Annotated in this window: 17 protein-coding genes; 2 read left to right on the top strand and 15 right to left on the bottom strand. The window is 38.0% G+C overall.

The genetic code is table 11. From position 1 onward, the window contains the following. Positions 1-10: 10 nt before the first annotated feature. The 10 genes from purH to purE are packed head-to-tail and all read right to left on the bottom strand — an operon-like array spanning position 11 to position 9,933. Positions 11-1,489, bottom strand: coding sequence for a bifunctional phosphoribosylaminoimidazolecarboxamide formyltransferase/IMP cyclohydrolase (gene purH / locus MUA88_RS03440; RefSeq protein ID WP_262605769.1), 1,479 nt, complete (start codon positions 1,487-1,489; stop codon positions 11-13). A gap of 15 nt (positions 1,490-1,504) precedes the next feature. Next, positions 1,505-2,071: a phosphoribosylglycinamide formyltransferase gene (gene purN / locus MUA88_RS03435; protein WP_262604735.1), complete on the bottom strand. Its 567-nt coding sequence runs from the start codon at positions 2,069-2,071 to the stop codon at positions 1,505-1,507. 2 nt (positions 2,072-2,073) lie between these two features. Further along, entirely contained in the window at positions 2,074-3,102 is a 1,029-nt protein-coding gene (purM, locus tag MUA88_RS03430; RefSeq protein WP_262604734.1) for a phosphoribosylformylglycinamidine cyclo-ligase, read from the bottom strand. Positions 3,103-3,105: 3 nt separating this feature from the next. Then, the gene (purF, locus tag MUA88_RS03425; protein ID WP_262604733.1) at positions 3,106-4,527 is read right to left on the bottom strand and encodes an amidophosphoribosyltransferase; all 1,422 of its coding nucleotides are present in this window, start codon (positions 4,525-4,527) and stop codon (positions 3,106-3,108) included. Next, a complete protein-coding gene (gene purL, locus MUA88_RS03420; RefSeq protein WP_262605768.1) occupies positions 4,506-6,695 on the bottom strand; it encodes a phosphoribosylformylglycinamidine synthase subunit PurL in 2,190 nt (729 codons plus the stop codon). The genes purF and purL overlap by 22 nt, the downstream gene beginning before the upstream one ends. After that, positions 6,688-7,368, bottom strand: a complete 681-nt coding sequence (gene purQ, locus MUA88_RS03415; protein ID WP_262605767.1) for a phosphoribosylformylglycinamidine synthase I — start codon at positions 7,366-7,368, stop codon at positions 6,688-6,690. The genes purL and purQ overlap by 8 nt, the downstream gene beginning before the upstream one ends. Before the next feature lies 1 nt (position 7,369). Next, a complete protein-coding gene (purS, locus tag MUA88_RS03410) occupies positions 7,370-7,630 on the bottom strand; it encodes a phosphoribosylformylglycinamidine synthase subunit PurS (RefSeq protein WP_262560453.1) in 261 nt (86 codons plus the stop codon). A gap of 3 nt (positions 7,631-7,633) precedes the next feature. Further along, complete coding sequence (gene purC, locus MUA88_RS03405; RefSeq protein WP_262604730.1) at positions 7,634-8,335, bottom strand: phosphoribosylaminoimidazolesuccinocarboxamide synthase; 702 nt, start codon at positions 8,333-8,335, stop codon at positions 7,634-7,636. A gap of 1 nt (position 8,336) precedes the next feature. After that, positions 8,337-9,464 carry a 5-(carboxyamino)imidazole ribonucleotide synthase gene (purK, locus tag MUA88_RS03400; protein ID WP_262604729.1) on the bottom strand — a complete coding sequence of 376 codons (1,128 nt, stop codon included), beginning with the start codon at positions 9,462-9,464 and terminating at the stop codon, positions 8,337-8,339. Continuing rightward, positions 9,451-9,933 (bottom strand): 5-(carboxyamino)imidazole ribonucleotide mutase, encoded by a 483-nt coding sequence (gene purE, locus MUA88_RS03395; RefSeq protein ID WP_262605766.1) that lies wholly within the window; start codon positions 9,931-9,933, stop codon positions 9,451-9,453. The genes purK and purE overlap by 14 nt, the downstream gene beginning before the upstream one ends. Before the next feature lie 209 nt (positions 9,934-10,142). On the opposite strand from purE, the gene folD reads away from it, so the two are divergent. Then, complete coding sequence (folD, locus tag MUA88_RS03390) at positions 10,143-11,000, top strand: bifunctional methylenetetrahydrofolate dehydrogenase/methenyltetrahydrofolate cyclohydrolase FolD (protein WP_262604727.1); 858 nt, start codon at positions 10,143-10,145, stop codon at positions 10,998-11,000. Between the two features lie 474 nt (positions 11,001-11,474). Here folD and qoxD read toward each other — a convergent pair whose 3' ends face one another. The 5 genes from qoxD to MUA88_RS03365 all read right to left on the bottom strand — a co-directional run bounded on the left by qoxD (position 11,475) and on the right by MUA88_RS03365 (position 16,223). Then, positions 11,475-11,765: a cytochrome aa3 quinol oxidase subunit IV gene (qoxD, locus tag MUA88_RS03385; RefSeq protein WP_262560448.1), complete on the bottom strand. Its 291-nt coding sequence runs from the start codon at positions 11,763-11,765 to the stop codon at positions 11,475-11,477. Further along, positions 11,762-12,370 (bottom strand): cytochrome aa3 quinol oxidase subunit III, encoded by a 609-nt coding sequence (gene qoxC / locus MUA88_RS03380; protein WP_262604726.1) that lies wholly within the window; start codon positions 12,368-12,370, stop codon positions 11,762-11,764. The genes qoxD and qoxC overlap by 4 nt, the downstream gene beginning before the upstream one ends. Then, a complete protein-coding gene (gene qoxB, locus MUA88_RS03375; protein ID WP_262605765.1) occupies positions 12,363-14,348 on the bottom strand; it encodes a cytochrome aa3 quinol oxidase subunit I in 1,986 nt (661 codons plus the stop codon). The genes qoxC and qoxB overlap by 8 nt, the downstream gene beginning before the upstream one ends. A 2-nt stretch (positions 14,349-14,350) precedes the next feature. Next, positions 14,351-15,454 carry a cytochrome aa3 quinol oxidase subunit II gene (qoxA, locus tag MUA88_RS03370; protein ID WP_262605764.1) on the bottom strand — a complete coding sequence of 368 codons (1,104 nt, stop codon included), beginning with the start codon at positions 15,452-15,454 and terminating at the stop codon, positions 14,351-14,353. A 439-nt stretch (positions 15,455-15,893) separates the two neighbouring features. Beyond that, positions 15,894-16,223, bottom strand: a complete 330-nt coding sequence (locus MUA88_RS03365; protein ID WP_262604724.1) for an immunoglobulin-like domain-containing protein — start codon at positions 16,221-16,223, stop codon at positions 15,894-15,896. 203 nt (positions 16,224-16,426) lie between these two features. Between MUA88_RS03365 and MUA88_RS03360 the strand changes: the two genes are divergently transcribed. After that, the gene (locus MUA88_RS03360) at positions 16,427-17,572 is read left to right on the top strand and encodes a globin domain-containing protein (protein WP_262604723.1); all 1,146 of its coding nucleotides are present in this window, start codon (positions 16,427-16,429) and stop codon (positions 17,570-17,572) included. The last annotated feature ends 29 nt before the right edge of the window (positions 17,573-17,601 follow it).

The raw sequence follows: 17,601 nt of genomic DNA, 5'->3' as shown, positions 1-17,601 counted from the left end.
ATGGTCCCCCTTAATGTTTGAAATGACGCATACCTGTTGTCACCATTGCGATGCCGTGTTTATTTGCCATATCAATTGAATCTTGGTCTTTAATAGAACCACCTGGTTGGATAATAGCTTTAATACCTGCCTTAGCAGCTGTTTCAACTGTATCATCCATTGGGAAAAATCCATCTGAAGCAAGAATCACTTGATCGTTCATTTCAATCGCACGTTCAATTGCAATTTCAGCTGAGCCTACACGATTCATTTGACCTGCACCAATACCCACTGTTTGCTTGTTATTTGCTAAGACGATGGCATTACTTTTCACTGCTTTAACAACTTTCCATCCTAACAGAAGCGCTTCCCATTGTTCATCCGTTGGTGCAACTTCTGTCACAACTTTCATCTCTGATTGAGGCACATCAAAAGTATCTTTATCTTGCACGAGGTAACCACCCGAAACAGATACAAACTCTTGCTCATCAGAATCATTTGTCATGTCGACTTCTAATAATCGGATATTTTTCTTTTGTTGTAATACCGCTAAAGCCGTTTCATCAAATTGTGGTGCAATAATCACTTCTAAGAAAATACTGTGTAATGACTCAGCTAATTCCTTAGTTACTGGACGGTTCAGTGCCACAATCCCACCAAAAATAGATTGACTATCCGCTTCATAGGCGTTTAAATAGGCTTCATGAATTGTTTCTCCAATACCCACACCACATGGATTCATATGTTTCACCGCAACAGCTGCAGGACCTTCAAACTGTTTTACCAATGTCAATGCGGCATCTGCGTCTTTAATATTGTTATAACTTAACTGTTTCCCATGATGTTGTGTTGTACCAGCTAACGTATTAGCTGCATGAGATGTACGGATAAACGTAGCAGATTGTTGTGGGTTTTCACCATAGCGTAATACTTCTTCATTCTTACTAAAGAAATTCGTAATTGCTTGATCATATTCAAACGTATGTTTAAATACTTTGATCATCAATGATTTGCGATACGCTTCATCTAACGTTCCTTGTTGTAACTTTGAAATAACATGATCGTAGTCTGCAGGATCAACAATTGTTGTCACGTGCTTAAAGTTCTTGGCAGCTGCACGTAACATTGTCGGACCACCAATATCAATATTTTCAATCGCATCCATTTCTGTTACATCAGGATTCTTAACCGTCTCTTGAAATGGATATAAATTTACAACGACCATATCGATCAAGTCGATATTTTGGGCTGCTAATTGTTCAAGGTGCTCAGGCTTATCACGATCTGCCAAAATACCACCGTGTACAGCTGGATGTAATGTTTTTACACGTCCATCCATAATTTCATCAAATTGTGTGAGTTCTGATACTGATGCTACTGGCACACCTGCCTCTTCAATCGCACGGTATGTACCACCTGTTGAATACAACTCAAAACCTTCTGCTACAAGTTTTTTCGCAAATTCAGTAATACCTGTTTTATCAGAAACGCTTAATATCGCTTTTTTCATCCGTCTTCAAGCTCCTTATTGAATAATCTGTTGTATGACTTCTGGATACAATTCGTATTCCAATTCTTTAATGCGTCCTTCTAATGTTGCTTTCGTATCATCCTCATAAATTGGGCATGATCGTTGTGCAATAATTTGTCCCGTATCCATTCCTGCATCCACATAATGCACTGTTGAACCTGTTTCTTTTTCACCATTGTTTAGCGCCTGACCTACTGCATCAATTCCTTTATACTTTGGTAACAATGATGGATGGATATTCAAGATTTTTCCTTCATAGGCACTTAACAATGTCTGGCCAATTAAACGCATATATCCTGCAAGTACAATCCATTCCACTTGTTCTTCTTGTAACTGTTTTAACACTGCCGCTTCATAAGCTTGTTTGTCAGAATAAGTGCGTGGCGAAAATGCATGCACAGGAATATCATGCTGTTGTCCCAGTTGAACACAAGCGGCAGTCGGTTGATCTGTGTATAATGCTGTTACTTCAATATGTGGTAACGCACCTTGCTTCACACGATGCATAATATTATCAAAGTTTGTACCAGACCCTGATGCAAAAATTGCTATTTTAACCACTATTACGCCTCCACTAAGCGGATTGTCTCTGCTTCTTCAGTTATTGTACCGATAGAATAAGCTGCGACATCCATTGATTTTAATATCTCATGTACACGTTCTTCATCTTCTGCATCCACTACAAGCGTGTAACCAATCCCCATATTGAAGATGTGATACATTTCATCCAACTCAATTTCTCCCGTTTGTTGTAACCAATCAAAAATTTTAGGCGTTGGGAATGCTGACGTATTAATTACTGCTGTTTTTCCTTCTGGTAAGGCTCGTGGAATATTTTCATAAAAACCACCACCAGTAATATGTGTCATCGCTTTAATACGCACTTGTTCTTTAACGGCTAATACTGGTTTTACATATAGCGCAGTTGGCGTAAGGAATGTTTCAAGATATGAGCGATCACCATCAAATTTTTCATGGACATCAATACCTGACTGTTCGATTAATCGACGTACTAAGCTGAATCCATTTGAATGAATGCCATGTGACGCCAAACCGATCACAACGTCACCTGTTTTCACACTTGAACCATCAATATAGTCTTCTTTTTCAACAGCACCAACAGCAAATCCAGCAACATCATATTCGCCCTCATGGTACATTTCACCCATCTCCGCTGTTTCTCCACCAATTAATGCCGTATTTGTTTCAACACAACCATCACTAATGCCTTTGACGATTTGTGCAATGACTTCTGGTACCACTTTATTTGTTGCAATATAGTCTAGAAAATAAAGTGGTTCTGCACCCGTTGTTAATATATCGTTGACACACATAGCTACAGCGTCAATCCCAATTGTGTCATGTTTATCGTGATCAATGGCTAGTTTTAATTTTGTGCCGACACCGTCAGTTCCTGATACGAGTACAGGTGCCTTCATATTCAATTGTGAAAGATCGAACGTTGCACCGAATCCTCCTAGTCCACCTAATACTTCTTTACGCATCGTGCGCTCTACGTGACTTGACATTTGTTTTACTGCTTCATAACCCGCTTCAATATCAACACCGGCTTTTTTGTATGACTCAGCCATTGACTACACTCCTCTTCTTTTCAATTCTTTATCTTCTGGTAATAAATTATCGACAATTTCAATTGGATAGTTCCCTGTAAAACATGCATTGCATTCACCTTTAGATCCATATTGTTTAAAGACTTCATGCATGCCATCGACTGATAAATAAGTTAATGAATCTGCACCAATCATTTCTCGAATGGTTTCGACAGAATGCTGTGCAGCCATTAATTCTGCATGCGTGGATACATCAATCCCGTAATAACAAGGATTCTTTAAAGGTGGTGATGAAATACCCATATGTACTTCACGTGCACCTGCAGATTTTAATGCTTTAACAATGTATTTACTTGTCGTTCCACGTACAATAGAATCATCAATGACAACTACACTTTTGCCTTCTACAACATCACGAATCGGTGAATGTTTCATACGTACTTGTCTCTCACGCACGCTTTGATCAGGTGTGATGAATGTTCTACCAATATATCTATTTTTTAATAGTCCCTGCTCATTTGGAATACCTGTCTCTTCTGAAAATCCTTTTGCAGCTTGTAAAGATGAGTCAGGAACACCAATCACAATATCTGCTTCAATGCCCATTTCTTTTGCTAATTGACGTCCTAATGCTTTACGCACTTGGTAGATAGAGTGCTTTTGGAATTCAGAATCAGGTCGCGCAAAATAGATGTACTCCATCGAACACATATGTTGATGAATATCGGGTGTATACGTATCATAGTCGACATAGTTATCCCCAGAGAATGTGATCAACTCTCCCGGTTCAATGTCACGGATATACTCTGCACCAATCGCTGTGAAAGCACATGTTTCACTGGCAACACAGTATGCGCCATCTACCTTTCCTAACATTAACGGACGGACACCACAGTTATCACGTGTCGCCGTTAATTGTTTTTCGTTTAATATGACACAACTAAAAGCACCTTTTACTTGATTTAAAGCAGCTTTTTGATTCGTTTTAATCTGTTGAGACTTCCCCTTGATCAATAAATGCGCGAGGACTTCTGAATCACTTGTTGTTTGGAAAATACCACCTTCTGATTCAATCGCACGGCGTATTTGATGCGCATTGGTTAAATTACCATTATGGGCAAGCCCTAAATCACCTTTTGAATGTTTGAATAAAAAGGGTTGCACATTCGAGATTTCACTGGCACCAGTTGTAGCATAACGGACATGACCAATTGCACTCTGATATCCTTCCAAAGACTTCAGTTGTTCATCTGAAATCGCTTCTGTCAGTAGTCCCATACCACGTGCGCCGAATAATTGTTCACCGTTAGAGCAAACAATACCCGCACCCTCTTGACCACGGTGTTGTAAACTGTGTAGTGCTAAGTATGTTAAGTGTGCCGCGTAAGGATGATTCCATATGCCGAATACACCACATTCTTCATTTAATCCACGGATGTCATACATGCTTCAATAGCCCCTTCCCATGCTTCTTTCAATTCAGATGTACGACGTTGAATAGTAATATTTTGTGCTGTTACTTTAAAGTCATCAGTATTTGTGAAAGTCCCGATTTCAACTGCATTGTCAATATTCAAAGATTGTCCTGCTTTTACAGCTACAATATAACGACCTTGTGTTTCGCTAAAGAGTTGTGCATTACTTAAGTCCACATTTGCTTCAAGCCCTAACTTATAAAATGCACTCATACGTGCCAATGTGATGAGTAAACCGCCTTTTCCGACTGTTTGTACATGTGAAAGGACACCCGCTCGTATCGCTTCACGAATTGCCTCACCTTTTGTCGCTTCTTCTGTTAAGTCGACCGTTTCAGTTTCATGGTTTACATCACCGTATAATAATTTTTCAATTTGACTCCCACCAAAACTATCTGTTGTTTCGCCTACCACATATAACTTGTCACCAGCTGATGGTGTAAAATCACGAAGGTAATCAATATCTTCAACTAAACCGACCATTCCGACAACAGGTGTTGGGAAGATAGATGATGTACGTGTTTCGTTATAAAGTGACACGTTACCTGAAACAACTGGTGTCTCAAGCACATCACACGCTTCTGCCATACCACGTGTTGAATCAATCAGTTGTTGATAGATATGTTTCTTTTCAGGTGAACCATAGTTCAAGCAGTCCGTCATCGCTAAAGGTTTCGCCCCAACTGCAATCAAGTTGCGATAAGCTTCAGCAACAACCATTTTGCCGCCTTCATATGGATTGTTGAATACATAACGTGCCTCCCCATCAATCGTAGAAGCAACAGCTTTATTAGTACCCTCTACACGAACAACGGAAGCTTGTAGACCCGGTTTTACAATCGTATTGGCACCGACTTGTTGATCATATTGACGATATAAATATTGTTTTGAAGCAATTGTTGGATGTGTTAATAAGCGATCAAAGACATCCTCAACATTAATATCACTGTAATCATTAGCAGGCTTATCATGCTTTAACGGCTCTCCTTCAAGCACGTAAACAGGTGCCTCATGGTCTAACGGTTTTACAGGAATATCTGCAAACACTTCACCTTCATAAGTTAATACAAAGCGATCTGTATCTGTTACTTCTCCAATAACCGCACTATCCAATTCATGCTTATCAAATAAATCTAAAAACTTTTGTTCTGTGCCTTTCTTAACAACTAATAACATACGCTCTTGTGTTTCAGAAAGCATCATTTCATAAGGTGAGATACCTGTTTCTCGAACTGGTACTTTTTCTAATTGTAAATGAATGCCACTACCACCTTTTGCTGCCATTTCAGATGATGATGACGTTAAACCAGCTGCCCCCATATCTTGAATACCAACAAGTTCTGGATATGTGATGGCCTCAAGTGTTGCTTCCATCAATTTTTTACCAACAAATGGATCCCCAATTTGTACTGAAGGTCGCTTACTTTCACTTTCTTCAGTCAGCTCTTCTGATGCAAATGTCGCACCGTGAATACCGTCACGCCCTGTTTTTAAACCAACATAAATCACTGAGTTACCAGCGCCTTGCGCAAGTCCTTTTTGAATCATGTCATGATCAATGACACCGACACACATCGCGTTAACAAGTGGATTTCCATCATAGCGGTCATCAAATTCAATTTCACCGGCAGTTGTAGGAATACCGATACAGTTCCCATAACCACCAATACCAGCCACAACTCCACGTAATAAACGGCGATTCGTTTTCTCAGTCAGTTCACCAAAACGCAAACTATTCAATAAATTAATCGGACGTGCACCAATCGATACGATGTCACGGATAATACCTCCTACACCTGTCGCTGCACCTTGGTACGGTTCAATCGCTGAAGGATGGTTGTGTGACTCAACTTTAAATACGACTGCTTGATTGTCGCCAATATCAACAACCCCAGCACCTTCACCAGGTCCCATTAAGACATGTTCACCTGTTGTTGGAAATTGCTTTAAAAATGGTTTTGAATGCTTGTAAGAACAATGTTCACTCCACATTACAGAAAAAATACCTGTTTCTGTATAATTCGGTTCTCTCCCTAAAATTTCTTCTACTTTTTCAAACTCCGCATCACTTAATCCCATATCACGATAAATTTTTTCTGATTTAATGTCGTCTGCAGTTGGTTCTAAAAATTTAGGCATTTTGTTCCCTCCAGCTTTTCACCATAGATTCAAATAATTTCACACCATTGTCTGTTCCTAAAATTTGTTCTAGTGCACGTTCTGGGTGTGGCATCATACCACATACATTACCTTGTTTATTTATAATTCCTGCAATATCATCATGTGACCCATTTGGATTGTCCTGATATTTCAAAATAATTTGATTATTATCGACCAATTCTTTATAAATATCCTCTGTACAATAGTAATGGCCTTCACCATGTGCAACTGGATAAATGACAGTCTCATCTTCTTCGTAAAGTGTTGTAAATGGTGTTTGATTATTTACAATTGTAAGTGGTTCATTACGGCTTACGAATAAATGAGAATCGTTGTGTAATAATGCACCTGGCAATAAACCAATTTCTGTTAAAATTTGAAATCCATTACAAACACCAAGCACAGGTTTTCCTTCATCTGCCAAACGTTTCACTTCTTCAATAACTGGTGCAACAGCTGCAACAGCTGCAACAGCACCTGATCTTAAATAGTCACCGAATGAAAAACCACCCGGAATCAAAACACCATCAAATCCATCTAATGACTTTTCTCGATAATCAACATATTCTGCATCTACTCCCGCTTTGATCGCTGCATTATACATATCTCTATCGCAGTTTGATCCTGGGAATCTGAGGACGGCAAATTTCATATTATGCATTCTCCTTTTCATCCAAAACATGATAGCTGTATTCTTCAATCACTGTATTCGCAAATAACTTCTCACTAAGTGTTGTTACAACATTGTGCACTGCTTCATCAGATGCTTCATCCACTGTAAGATAAAGTACTTTACCTACACGGATATCGTTTACTTGTTCATACCCTAAGTCGTGTACAGCACGAGTAAGCGCTTGTCCTTGTGTATCTAAAACTTGTGGTTGTAATGTGATGTGTAATTCAATTGTTTTCATAATTTATAATGCCTCCAGTTTTGTTAAGAATGCTTGATACGTGTCAATAATTGATCCTGTGTCTTCGCGATAAACATCTTTATCGAAGTTTTCTTGTGTTTCTTTATCCCAGATGCGGCAAGTGTCTGGTGAGATCTCATCTGCTAGAAAAATCGTTCCTTCTGCATCTTTGCCAAACTCGATTTTAAAATCTACGAGGGATAAGCCCATTTGATCCATGAGTTGAACCAATGCTTTATTTACTTGTAACGCTTGATCTTTCAGTTGTTGGATTTCATCTGCTGTTGCAATGTGTAAAAGTTGAACATGATCATCCGTAATCAGTGGATCATTTAAATCATCATTTTTATAGAAGAATTCGACAAGCGGTTGATCAAACTGATGTCCTTTCTCAAAACCAAGTCTTTTTGTGATAGAACCTGCCGCAATGTTACGAACAACAACTTCTAAGGGGATAATATCAACTGTTTTTACGAGTTGTTCTGTTTCTGATAGCTGGCGTACAAAGTGACTTTCAATACCTTGATCACTCAAATGTTCAAAAATATGTGCAGTAATTTGATTGTTCAATCGACCTTTGCCAGCCATTTTATCTTTTTTTGCACCATTACCAGCCGTCACTTCATCTTTGTACTCAATTCTTACAATATTTTGTTCCTCTGTGTCGTATACACGTTTTGCCTTGCCTTCATATAAAAGACCCACCTTAGCCTTCTCTCCCTTCAAATAGTGCCAACATGTCTTGCTCTGTTTGGGTTGTATCATCTGTGAGTATCGTCATATGTCCCATTTTACGTGCAGGTTTTCTCGTTTCTTTTCCATAAATATGGAGATGCCATTCTGGGTGTGTATCAAATTGCTGTTCCAATAAGTCGAGGTCTTTACCAAGTAAATTCATCATCACTGCAGGTTTCAACAATGTAATTTGCTTTGGTAATTCGTGACCTGCTACCGCTAATATATGTGTATCAAATTGTGAATAATCACATGCTTCTATTGAATAATGTCCGGAATTATGTGGACGCGGTGCAATTTCATTAACGAATAATTCTCCTGTGTCATCAATAAAAAATTCAACAGTAAATGTACCTACAAAATGAATGGCTTTCACGATTTTTTCTACTTCTTCACGCGCTTTTGCTGTCTCATCTATACGTGAAGGCACAATCGTTTTAAAGAGTATTTGGTCCCGATGTTCATTCTCTTGAAGCGGGAAGTATACAATTTGCTGTACTTGCCCCACCGTTGCTGTAATCGACACTTCTCGATTTAAAGTTAAAAATTGTTCTGCCACACATTCTTGATCTTTTACTAGCTCGCGTGCATACTCTAAATCGTTTTCTGAATGTATGAGAATTTGTCCTTTTCCATCATAACCACCAAAACGCGTTTTTAAGATAAACGGATATCCGATTGTTTCGACTACCTCATCTAATTGATTCACATGAGATACATGTTTAAATGGAACAATTTTCACGCCTGCTTTTAGAAGTGTTTCTTTCTCCGTTAATCGATCTTGTAATAAAGTAATCGCTTGATCTCCTTGAGGCACATTAAATGATTTTGTCAAATGCTTAAGTTGATGTGCATCGATATTCTCAAATTCATATGTGATGACATCTGATGTACGGCCAAGTTGTTCTAATGCAGCCATATCATCATAAGCAGCATGTATAAATTCATGCGCAACGTATTGGCAAGGACATGTTTCATCTGGATCTAGTACTACGACACGATATCCCATTCTTTGTGCAGACTGTGCCATCATTTTACCGAGCTGTCCACCGCCAATAATACCGATTGTTTGACCTATTTTTAACTTATTGAAGGTCATCTTGCATCGCCTCAACTTTCTCAACTAATGACGTTTCATAAGCCTCAAGTTTTTGTTGTACCTGACCATCAGTCATACCAAGCATACGCGCTGCTAAAATACCTGCATTTTTGGCTCCTGCTTTGCCAATTGCTGTTGTTGCGACTGGTATTCCGCCTGGCATTTGAACAATTGATAGTAACGAGTCAAGTCCTTTCAAACTTTTAGATTCAATAGGTACACCTATAACTGGTAATGTCGTCATAGATGCAACCATTCCTGGAAGATGTGCAGCGCCACCAGCACCCGCGATGATGACAGAATAGCCATTTTCACGTGCATGTGTTGCAAATTCAACCATCATATGTGGCGTACGATGTGCAGAGACTACCTTCTTATCGTACGGAATTTCAAATGTTGCTAACATGTCACATGCTTCTTGCATAATGTCCCAGTCAGAAGAACTTCCCATTATGACAGCAACTTTCATTATGAACACCCTTTCAAAAATTTGAAATTTGAATCACTTTAGTTGTATATTACAGGTATAGCATAACAATACTAAATGTATATTTCAATGCAAAAATCGAACTTTATGTATTAAAAACGAAATAATCTTCGTATTTCGTTCGTTTATAACGCATATTTTTGGTTATAATTAATAATAAAGTTCGAATAATTCAAAGGAGGATTTTTGTTATGAGCGCAAAAATATTAGATGGGAAACAAATTGCAAAAGATTATCGTCAAGGATTACAGGATGAAGTTGAAGCACTTAAAGAAAAAGGTTTCACGCCTAAACTTTCTGTTATCCTAGTTGGTAATGATGGTGCAAGCCAAAGCTATGTTCGATCTAAAAAGAAAGCCGCAGAAAAAATCGGGATGATTTCAGAAGTCATTCATTTAGCCGAAGAAACATCTGAAGAAGATGTTTTAAAAGAATTAGAACGTTTGAACAATGATGAATCTGTGAGCGGAATTCTTGTTCAAGTACCTCTTCCAAAACAAGTAGATGAACAAAAAGTATTAGATGCCATTGATCCAGATAAAGACGTTGATGGCTTCCACCCAATCAACATTGGTCGTTTATATCTAGACGAAGCAAAATTAATTCCATGTACACCACTTGGCGTTATGGAACTGTTAAAACATGCTGACATTAATCTAGAGGGTAAAAATGCTGTTGTGATTGGACGTAGCCACATTGTTGGACAACCTGTTGCAAAACTTCTTACACAACAAAATGCAACAGTAACTGTGTTACATTCACGTAGCCAAAACATCCACGATCACCTAATCAATGCAGATATCATTGTAAGTGCAGTAGGTCGTCCAGGTATGGTAACAAAAGATGACGTTAAAGAAGGCGCTGTTGTCATTGATGTCGGTAATACACCTGATGAAAATGGTAAATTAAAAGGCGATGTTGACTATGACGCAGTAAAAGAAATCGCAGGCGCTATTACACCAGTTCCAGGTGGCGTAGGTCCAATGACAATCACAATGGTACTTAACAACACACTCATCGCTGAAAAAATGCGTCGCGGCTTAGAATAATATAAATATACATTTTAAATTTCAATAAATAAAAAAGACAAAGCGTGTAGCGATATTTCGTTACATGCTTTGTCTTTTTTATATCCCAATATTTAAGTAAAGGATATATATACTTTTTAATAAAATAGATTCACACAACCAAACGTGATACACATTTCATATGTATGAGGCTGTATCCCCCATTAATGACTGTAGAAATCGTGTACAGCTTCTTCTACCTTAAAACTTTAATATTTTTTCTTTTATTTTTAGTCGTTTTAATATATCATGACATATAGGCGCATGATGTCTCCTCTTAATTTTTTGTTTAGGCACTTAAAATGATAGAGGCATGAGCGCTTATTTTGTATCTAAAATGATAAAACATAAAAAAGGCGGGATAGCATTTCATGCCATCCCACCACAAAAGGTGAAGGACCTAAAAAAGGCACATACGCGTTGCGTATGTGCCTTTTACTATAACACGATAACCATTTATAAATGGTGACCGTGAGCACCTTGCATTACCCAGTATGAACCGATAACTGTAACAAGTGTAATAATAATGGCGAAAATAACTTTTGCAAGTTGTAAACGACCATCTTTACCTTCAGTTAAGTGCATGAACATAAGGAGTTGTAAGAATGCTTGAATAAATGCAAAACCAAAAATAATTGTGATTTTAGCATTTAATGCTAATGACGTATAAAGAGTTACAAAAACTGCTAGTAACGTTAAGATAATTGAGGCGATGAAGCCTATTGTATGTTTTACTAAAGTACTCATCCGCTATACACCATCCCTATCATATACACGGCAGTGAAGATGAAAATCCAGATAACATCTAAGAAGTGCCAGTATAAACTTGAAATAAATAACTTCGGCGCATTGTACTTATTCAATCCACGTTTTACAACTTGGATTAGTAATCCTGTAATCCACACGATACCTAAAGATACGTGAAGACCGTGTGTACCAAGTAAGATAAAGAAACTTGACCAATAAGATCCAATTTGTGGCGTAGCACCTTCATGTGCATAGTGCGCGAATTCGAAAATCTCGAATCCAACGAAGCCAACACCTAATAATACAGTGATTGCCATCCAAATTAAAAGTAACTTTTTCTTTTCTTGGCGCATGTAGTAGATTGCGATACCACAAGTATAAGAACTTGCTAAAAGTAAGAATGTCATAATTAATACAAGCGGAAGTTCAAACAATTCAGTTGTCATCATACCGCCATAGCTACCACCATGTTGCAAGATTAACAACGTTGCGAAAAGCGTACCAAAAAGTGCGAATTCAGCTGTAAGGAAGATCCAGAAGCCTAGCTTGTTTAAATTTCCTTCATGCGTACGTGAATCAATTGTAGTGACATTGTTATTACTCATGACTCATAGCCTCCCTTTCTTCCTGACGTGCTTTTCTTAAACGTGCTTCAGTTTCAGCAACTTCGCTAGCAGGGATATGGTAACCATGATCTTCTTGGAAACTTCTCCAAATCATTAATCCACAGATACCTACTAATGAAAGGATCGCTGGAAGTAATGTTTCAAAGATTAAGAAGAAACCACCGATTGTGAAGAACACACCCATCCAGAAACCGATATGTGTATTATTCGGCATGTGAATGTCAGTGTAATTATGGTTATCTAAATAGTGTTTACCATGTTGTTTCATTTCAACGAATGTATCGATGTCATCCCATTCTGGTGTAATTGCAAAGTTGTATTTTGGTGGGATTGCAGATGCCGTTGACCATTCTAAGCCACGACCTAAGCCGCCCCAGTTGTCGCCAGTTGCTTCACGTGGTGCTTTAAGATGACTGTAAACAATGTTTCCTACGAAGATAAGGAATGCTACTGACATCATAGCTGCACCAATTGTTGAGATAAGGTTCAATAAGAACCAACCTTCTTCTGGACCATAAGTGTATAGACGACGTGGCATACCATCAAGACCTAAGATGAATTGTGGTAAGAATGTCACGTTGAAACCAATCATGAATAACCAGAAGAACCATTTGTTAGGTTTTTCAAATAACTTGTATCCCATTGCTTTCGGATACCAGAAAATCATGGCAGCGAAACAAGCGAATACTACACCCGCTACGATTGTGTAGTGGAAGTGTGCTACTAAGAAATATGAGTTATGGTATTGGAAGTCCGCAGACGCCATTGATAACATAACCCCTGTTACCCCACCGATTACGAAGTTCGGAATGAACGCAAGTGAGAATAACATTGGTGATTCAAATGTAATACGACCTTTGTGAAGTGTGAATAACCAGTTAAACATTTTCACACCTGTTGGTACAGAGATTAACGCTGTACTAATAGAGAAGAATGAGTTAACTAATGCACCATTACCCATTGTGAAGAAATGGTGAACCCAAACTAAGAAACTTAAGAACGCGATACCGCCTGTCGCCCATACCATGCTTTGGTGACCGAATAGACGTTTACGTGCGAATGTTGGAATAATTTCTGAGTAGATACCGAATGCTGGAAGAACAAGAATGTATACCTCAGGGTGCCCCCATACCCAGAAGAAGTTTGCCCAAAGCATTGGCATACCACCATTAGCTACTGTAAAGAACGCTGTATCGAAAATTCTATCAGTAGTCATTAATGCAAGTGCTACTGTAAGTGGTGGGAATGCTAATAAGATGATTAACATTGTGATAAATGTTGTCACAACAAACATTGGCATTTGCATAAATTTCATACTTGGAGATTTTAATCTCATAATTGTTACAAAGAAGTTGATACCTGTAATAAGTGTACCAATACCTGAAATTTGGATTGCGACTAGGTAATAGTTCACACCAGGTCCTGGACTAAACTCACCAGCTAATGGCGCATAGTTTGTCCAACCTGCAGCAGGAGATCCACCAACAATAAATGAAAGGTTGAATAATAACATACCTGCTACAAATAACCAGAAACTAATATTGTTAAGTACTGGGAATGCAACGTCACGTGCACCGATTTGTAATGGAACAATGATGTTCATTAAACCAATTACAAGTGGCATCGCCATGAAGATGATCATGATTACACCGTGCGTTGAAAAGATTTCGTTATAGTGATTTGAGTCTAAGAATGGGTTGTCCGGAATTGTTAATTGGATACGTAGTAGGATCGCATCAATACCACCACGAACAAACATTAACACGGCACAGATTAGGTACATTAAACCAATCTTCTTGTGGTCGACTGACATGAACCATTCCTTGTATAAATATCCCCAAAGCTTAAAGTACGTAATTGCGGCAATGACACCAATTACTAAGAATGGTGCACTAATTTGAGCCATGGTAATCATCCAGTTACCACGTACGAGAAGCTCATCCCATGGAAAGTTCATCATTAATGTCCACCTCCACTTTTATGATTTTTGTGTGCCTCTGCATCTTTGGCACCTTTTTGAATTGATTCCATTTCATCAATTGTATGTTCTTCATCCTTCTTGAACTCATTGTCATACTTTTCATCGTTCTTAAGGATGGCAGGTTTCATACCATGGCGTGGGTAGTTTTCATTCGTAACCGTCACTTTACGTGCTGGTTTGTTCGGTTCGCTTAAAACACCTGTTGTTTGATCATGTGTGAAGTTTAAGTCCTTCTGAACAAAGTTGAAGCGTTTGTATGCATGGAAAATGTATTCCGGATCTGCAGCCGGGTCTACGAATGCCATATGCGTACCGCTGAATGTTAACTGTTCATTTTCCGTGATAGGTAAAAGTTGTTTGTCGAAAGTATCTTGATCGATGACTTTCTCTGATTGCGCTTTTTTCACCCATTCATCGTATTTTTCTTGACTTACTGCGTTAACTTGGAAAGTATGGCGTGAGAAACCTTCACCATTGAAGTTAGAGTTACGTCCACGGTAAGTACCTTCCTCATCTGCTTGCATCGTCCATTCCATTGTCATTCCAGTCATCGCATATTTTTGACCGTGAAGTTGTGGAATCCAGAAACTTGTCATTGTGTCCATCGCTTGAAGCTTGAACGTAATTGGACGATTAGTAGGAATTGTTAAATGGTTCACTGTTTCAATTTTTTCCTCAGGATATGCGAAGAACCATTTGTAACCACCGCTCACTGCGTAGACAACGATTGGGTCGTCTTCAGATTTTGGTGGCTCCTCAAAATCGTAAAGTGATTTAACAGTAGGAATCATTAATGCAACTAAAATGAATACAGGAATGATAAACCATACTGTTTCAAGTAATGCGTTGTGGTGTACTTTTCCTGATTCTGTTGTTTTCTCATAACGATACTTCCATGTGAAAACAGCAAAAAGGATACATACAACCGCAACAATGCCAACCATGAAGATAATTGAGTAGATAATCAAGAATCTCAATTCACTTGCTTGTGGCCCTTTTGGGTTTAAGACTTCCATATTAGAACAGCCTGTTAATAGTAACAGTGTTCCAAACGTTAGAAGCAAAGACTTTAATTTTGACACTTTTTTAACCTCCTAATTGTACTATTGTAGGGCTTACATCCAATTTTAAAATAATATGCAATATTTACAAGAGGCTTTTTGTTATTTTAGCAAATAAAAAATACTAAAGACCTTGTCAGTCTAGGCGTAGCGTGGGATGAGAGTTTTTCGAAAAATATGTGTACATTTTGTGAAACACCTAAAAATGTGATTTAGAACATAAAATGTAGTCAATTCAAAGTGGGATAAGGATTGGAAACGCTTTCTAAAAGGTGCTAATTGAAAATGTTTATCAATAAAAAGAGGGTATTTAATAGATAGATGTAGGGAATTTACTTATATCTTGTACACGATGGGATTTGTAAAATAGTTACTAGTCAGGCAGCTTAATGTTATAGTTAAAGAAAGACTGAATAATGTAAGCCTTTTCAGACTAGCGATTATCAGCCTTTAACCTAACTTATTGTGGTGCATCGACAACTTTGATCACACGTGACGATGTTTCAATGGCACCATCAGAATCTGTGACTTGGTATTCAAGTTGATATGTCCCTTTTTTAGACGTATCAAAATGACCATTTACCTTTATTTTATCGGTTAAGTCACCATCTTCTTTGTCGTACGCAGTAACACCAGCCAATGGGTTATATGTCTTACCCACTTCAATAATAGTATCTTCTGTTCCCTTTATAGATGGTACTGTGTTGGATGTTGCTTCCACACTAAGATTTGGTGTAACGAGTGTTGCTGAAACACCAATTGCTGATAATGATTGAAGTAATTTATTCATATTCTGTGTGGTCCTCCATTCTGTATGTACTGACATTGTCTATTATACATTTTTTCAGATAAGATGGAATCCTACTATAGACTTATAAGTTTTAAAATTTTGTAAACGCTTATTATCTCGCTTGCAAATGCAATGCGTTTTTGTTTACGCTGAGCATAAACAAGTGAATAATATATAGTAAATACCTTTAAGGAGTGATTCTAGTGTTAACACAAGAAGAAAAAGGGATTATTTTAGAAACAGTTCCCGTATTAAAAGAAAAAGGAACAGAAATCACATCACGATTCTACAATAGAATGTTCAATCAACACCCTGAACTACGCAATATGTTTAACCAAACAAACCAGAAAAAAGGTTTTCAATCAACAGCCTTAGCTCAATCAGTGCTTGCTGCTGCAGTAAACATTGATGACTTCACACCGATTGTTCCAATTGTTAAAGAAGTTGGATACAAACACTGTGCATTAGATGTACGTGAAGAACACTATCCAATCGTTGGCGAAAACTTATTAGCAGCGATCCAAGATGTTGTTGGTGTGGACGAAAACCACCCTATCATCAAAACTTGGGCAAAAGCTTACGGTGTTATCGCAGATGCATTTATTTCTATTGAAAAAGAAATCTATGCTGGAATGGCTTGGGAAGGTTTCAAACCATTCAAAATTGACAAAATTGAAGAAGTCACACACAACATCAAAGCTTTCACTGTTGTATCAAAAGATCAAGATTTAAGCCAGTTTGTACCTGGTCAATACATTACAGTTGATGTTGAAAGCGAAAAATTACCTTACCGTGCAAAACGTCATTATTCAATCGTTGACGGTGGTAAAGACTTCATTACTTTCGGCGTTCGTCGTGAAGTAAGTGAAAATCATGAAGGTGAAGTTTCTACAATCTTACATGATGAGTTCAAAGAAGGTGACATGATTAACTTATCTGCACCAGTTGGTGGATTCCAAGTACACAATGTTGAAAAACCTCAATTATTCTTAGGTTCAGGCGTAGGTGTTACACCATTAGTATCTATGTACCGTCATGCTGCACAACAAGGTACTAACGTTAAATTCATCAACGTTGCTGCTTCAGAAAAAGATGTTGCTTTCAAAGCAGAACTAGATAAAATCACAGCAGAAGCTAAAGATGCGAAATTACACACACACTTACGTGATGCAGAAGGTTACTTAAAAGCTGCAGAACTTAAAGATTACCTTGCAGATGATACTGAAGTTTATATCTGTGGTGGTACACCATTCTTACAATCAATGATTCAAGAGTTACAAGAATTAGGTGTTGACGAAAACAGAATTCACTTCGAAACATTCGTTCCACGTTTAAGTGTTGCAGTCTAATATATTTATAGAGATGGTTGCGATTAGAT

Origin of the sequence: Staphylococcus sp. IVB6240 (genome assembly GCF_025558425.1) — a bacterium.
Classification (GTDB): domain Bacteria; phylum Bacillota; class Bacilli; order Staphylococcales; family Staphylococcaceae; genus Staphylococcus.
The sequence above is the reverse complement of the archived record's forward strand: the minus strand, read 5'-3'. Positions and strand labels throughout refer to the sequence as shown.

Excerpts from the sequence above, each read along its gene's own strand:
- purH (WP_262605769.1), bottom strand. The coding sequence starts at position 1,489 with ATGAAAAAAGCGATATTAAGCGTTTCTGATAAAACAGGTATTACTGAA.
- purM (WP_262604734.1), bottom strand. The coding sequence starts at position 3,102 with ATGGCTGAGTCATACAAAAAAGCCGGTGTTGATATTGAAGCGGGTTAT.
- purF (WP_262604733.1), bottom strand. The coding sequence starts at position 4,527 with ATGTATGACATCCGTGGATTAAATGAAGAATGTGGTGTATTCGGCATA.
- purL (WP_262605768.1), bottom strand. The coding sequence starts at position 6,695 with ATGCCTAAATTTTTAGAACCAACTGCAGACGACATTAAATCAGAAAAA.
- purQ (WP_262605767.1), bottom strand. The coding sequence starts at position 7,368 with ATGAAATTTGCCGTCCTCAGATTCCCAGGATCAAACTGCGATAGAGAT.
- purS (WP_262560453.1), bottom strand. The coding sequence starts at position 7,630 with ATGAAAACAATTGAATTACACATCACATTACAACCACAAGTTTTAGAT.
- purK (WP_262604729.1), bottom strand. The coding sequence starts at position 9,464 with ATGACCTTCAATAAGTTAAAAATAGGTCAAACAATCGGTATTATTGGC.
- purE (WP_262605766.1), bottom strand. The coding sequence starts at position 9,933 with ATGAAAGTTGCTGTCATAATGGGAAGTTCTTCTGACTGGGACATTATG.
- folD (WP_262604727.1), top strand. The coding sequence starts at position 10,143 with ATGAGCGCAAAAATATTAGATGGGAAACAAATTGCAAAAGATTATCGT.
- qoxD (WP_262560448.1), bottom strand. The coding sequence starts at position 11,765 with ATGAGTACTTTAGTAAAACATACAATAGGCTTCATCGCCTCAATTATC.
- qoxC (WP_262604726.1), bottom strand. The coding sequence starts at position 12,370 with ATGAGTAATAACAATGTCACTACAATTGATTCACGTACGCATGAAGGA.
- qoxB (WP_262605765.1), bottom strand. The coding sequence starts at position 14,348 with ATGAACTTTCCATGGGATGAGCTTCTCGTACGTGGTAACTGGATGATT.
- MUA88_RS03365 (WP_262604724.1), bottom strand. The coding sequence starts at position 16,223 with ATGAATAAATTACTTCAATCATTATCAGCAATTGGTGTTTCAGCAACA.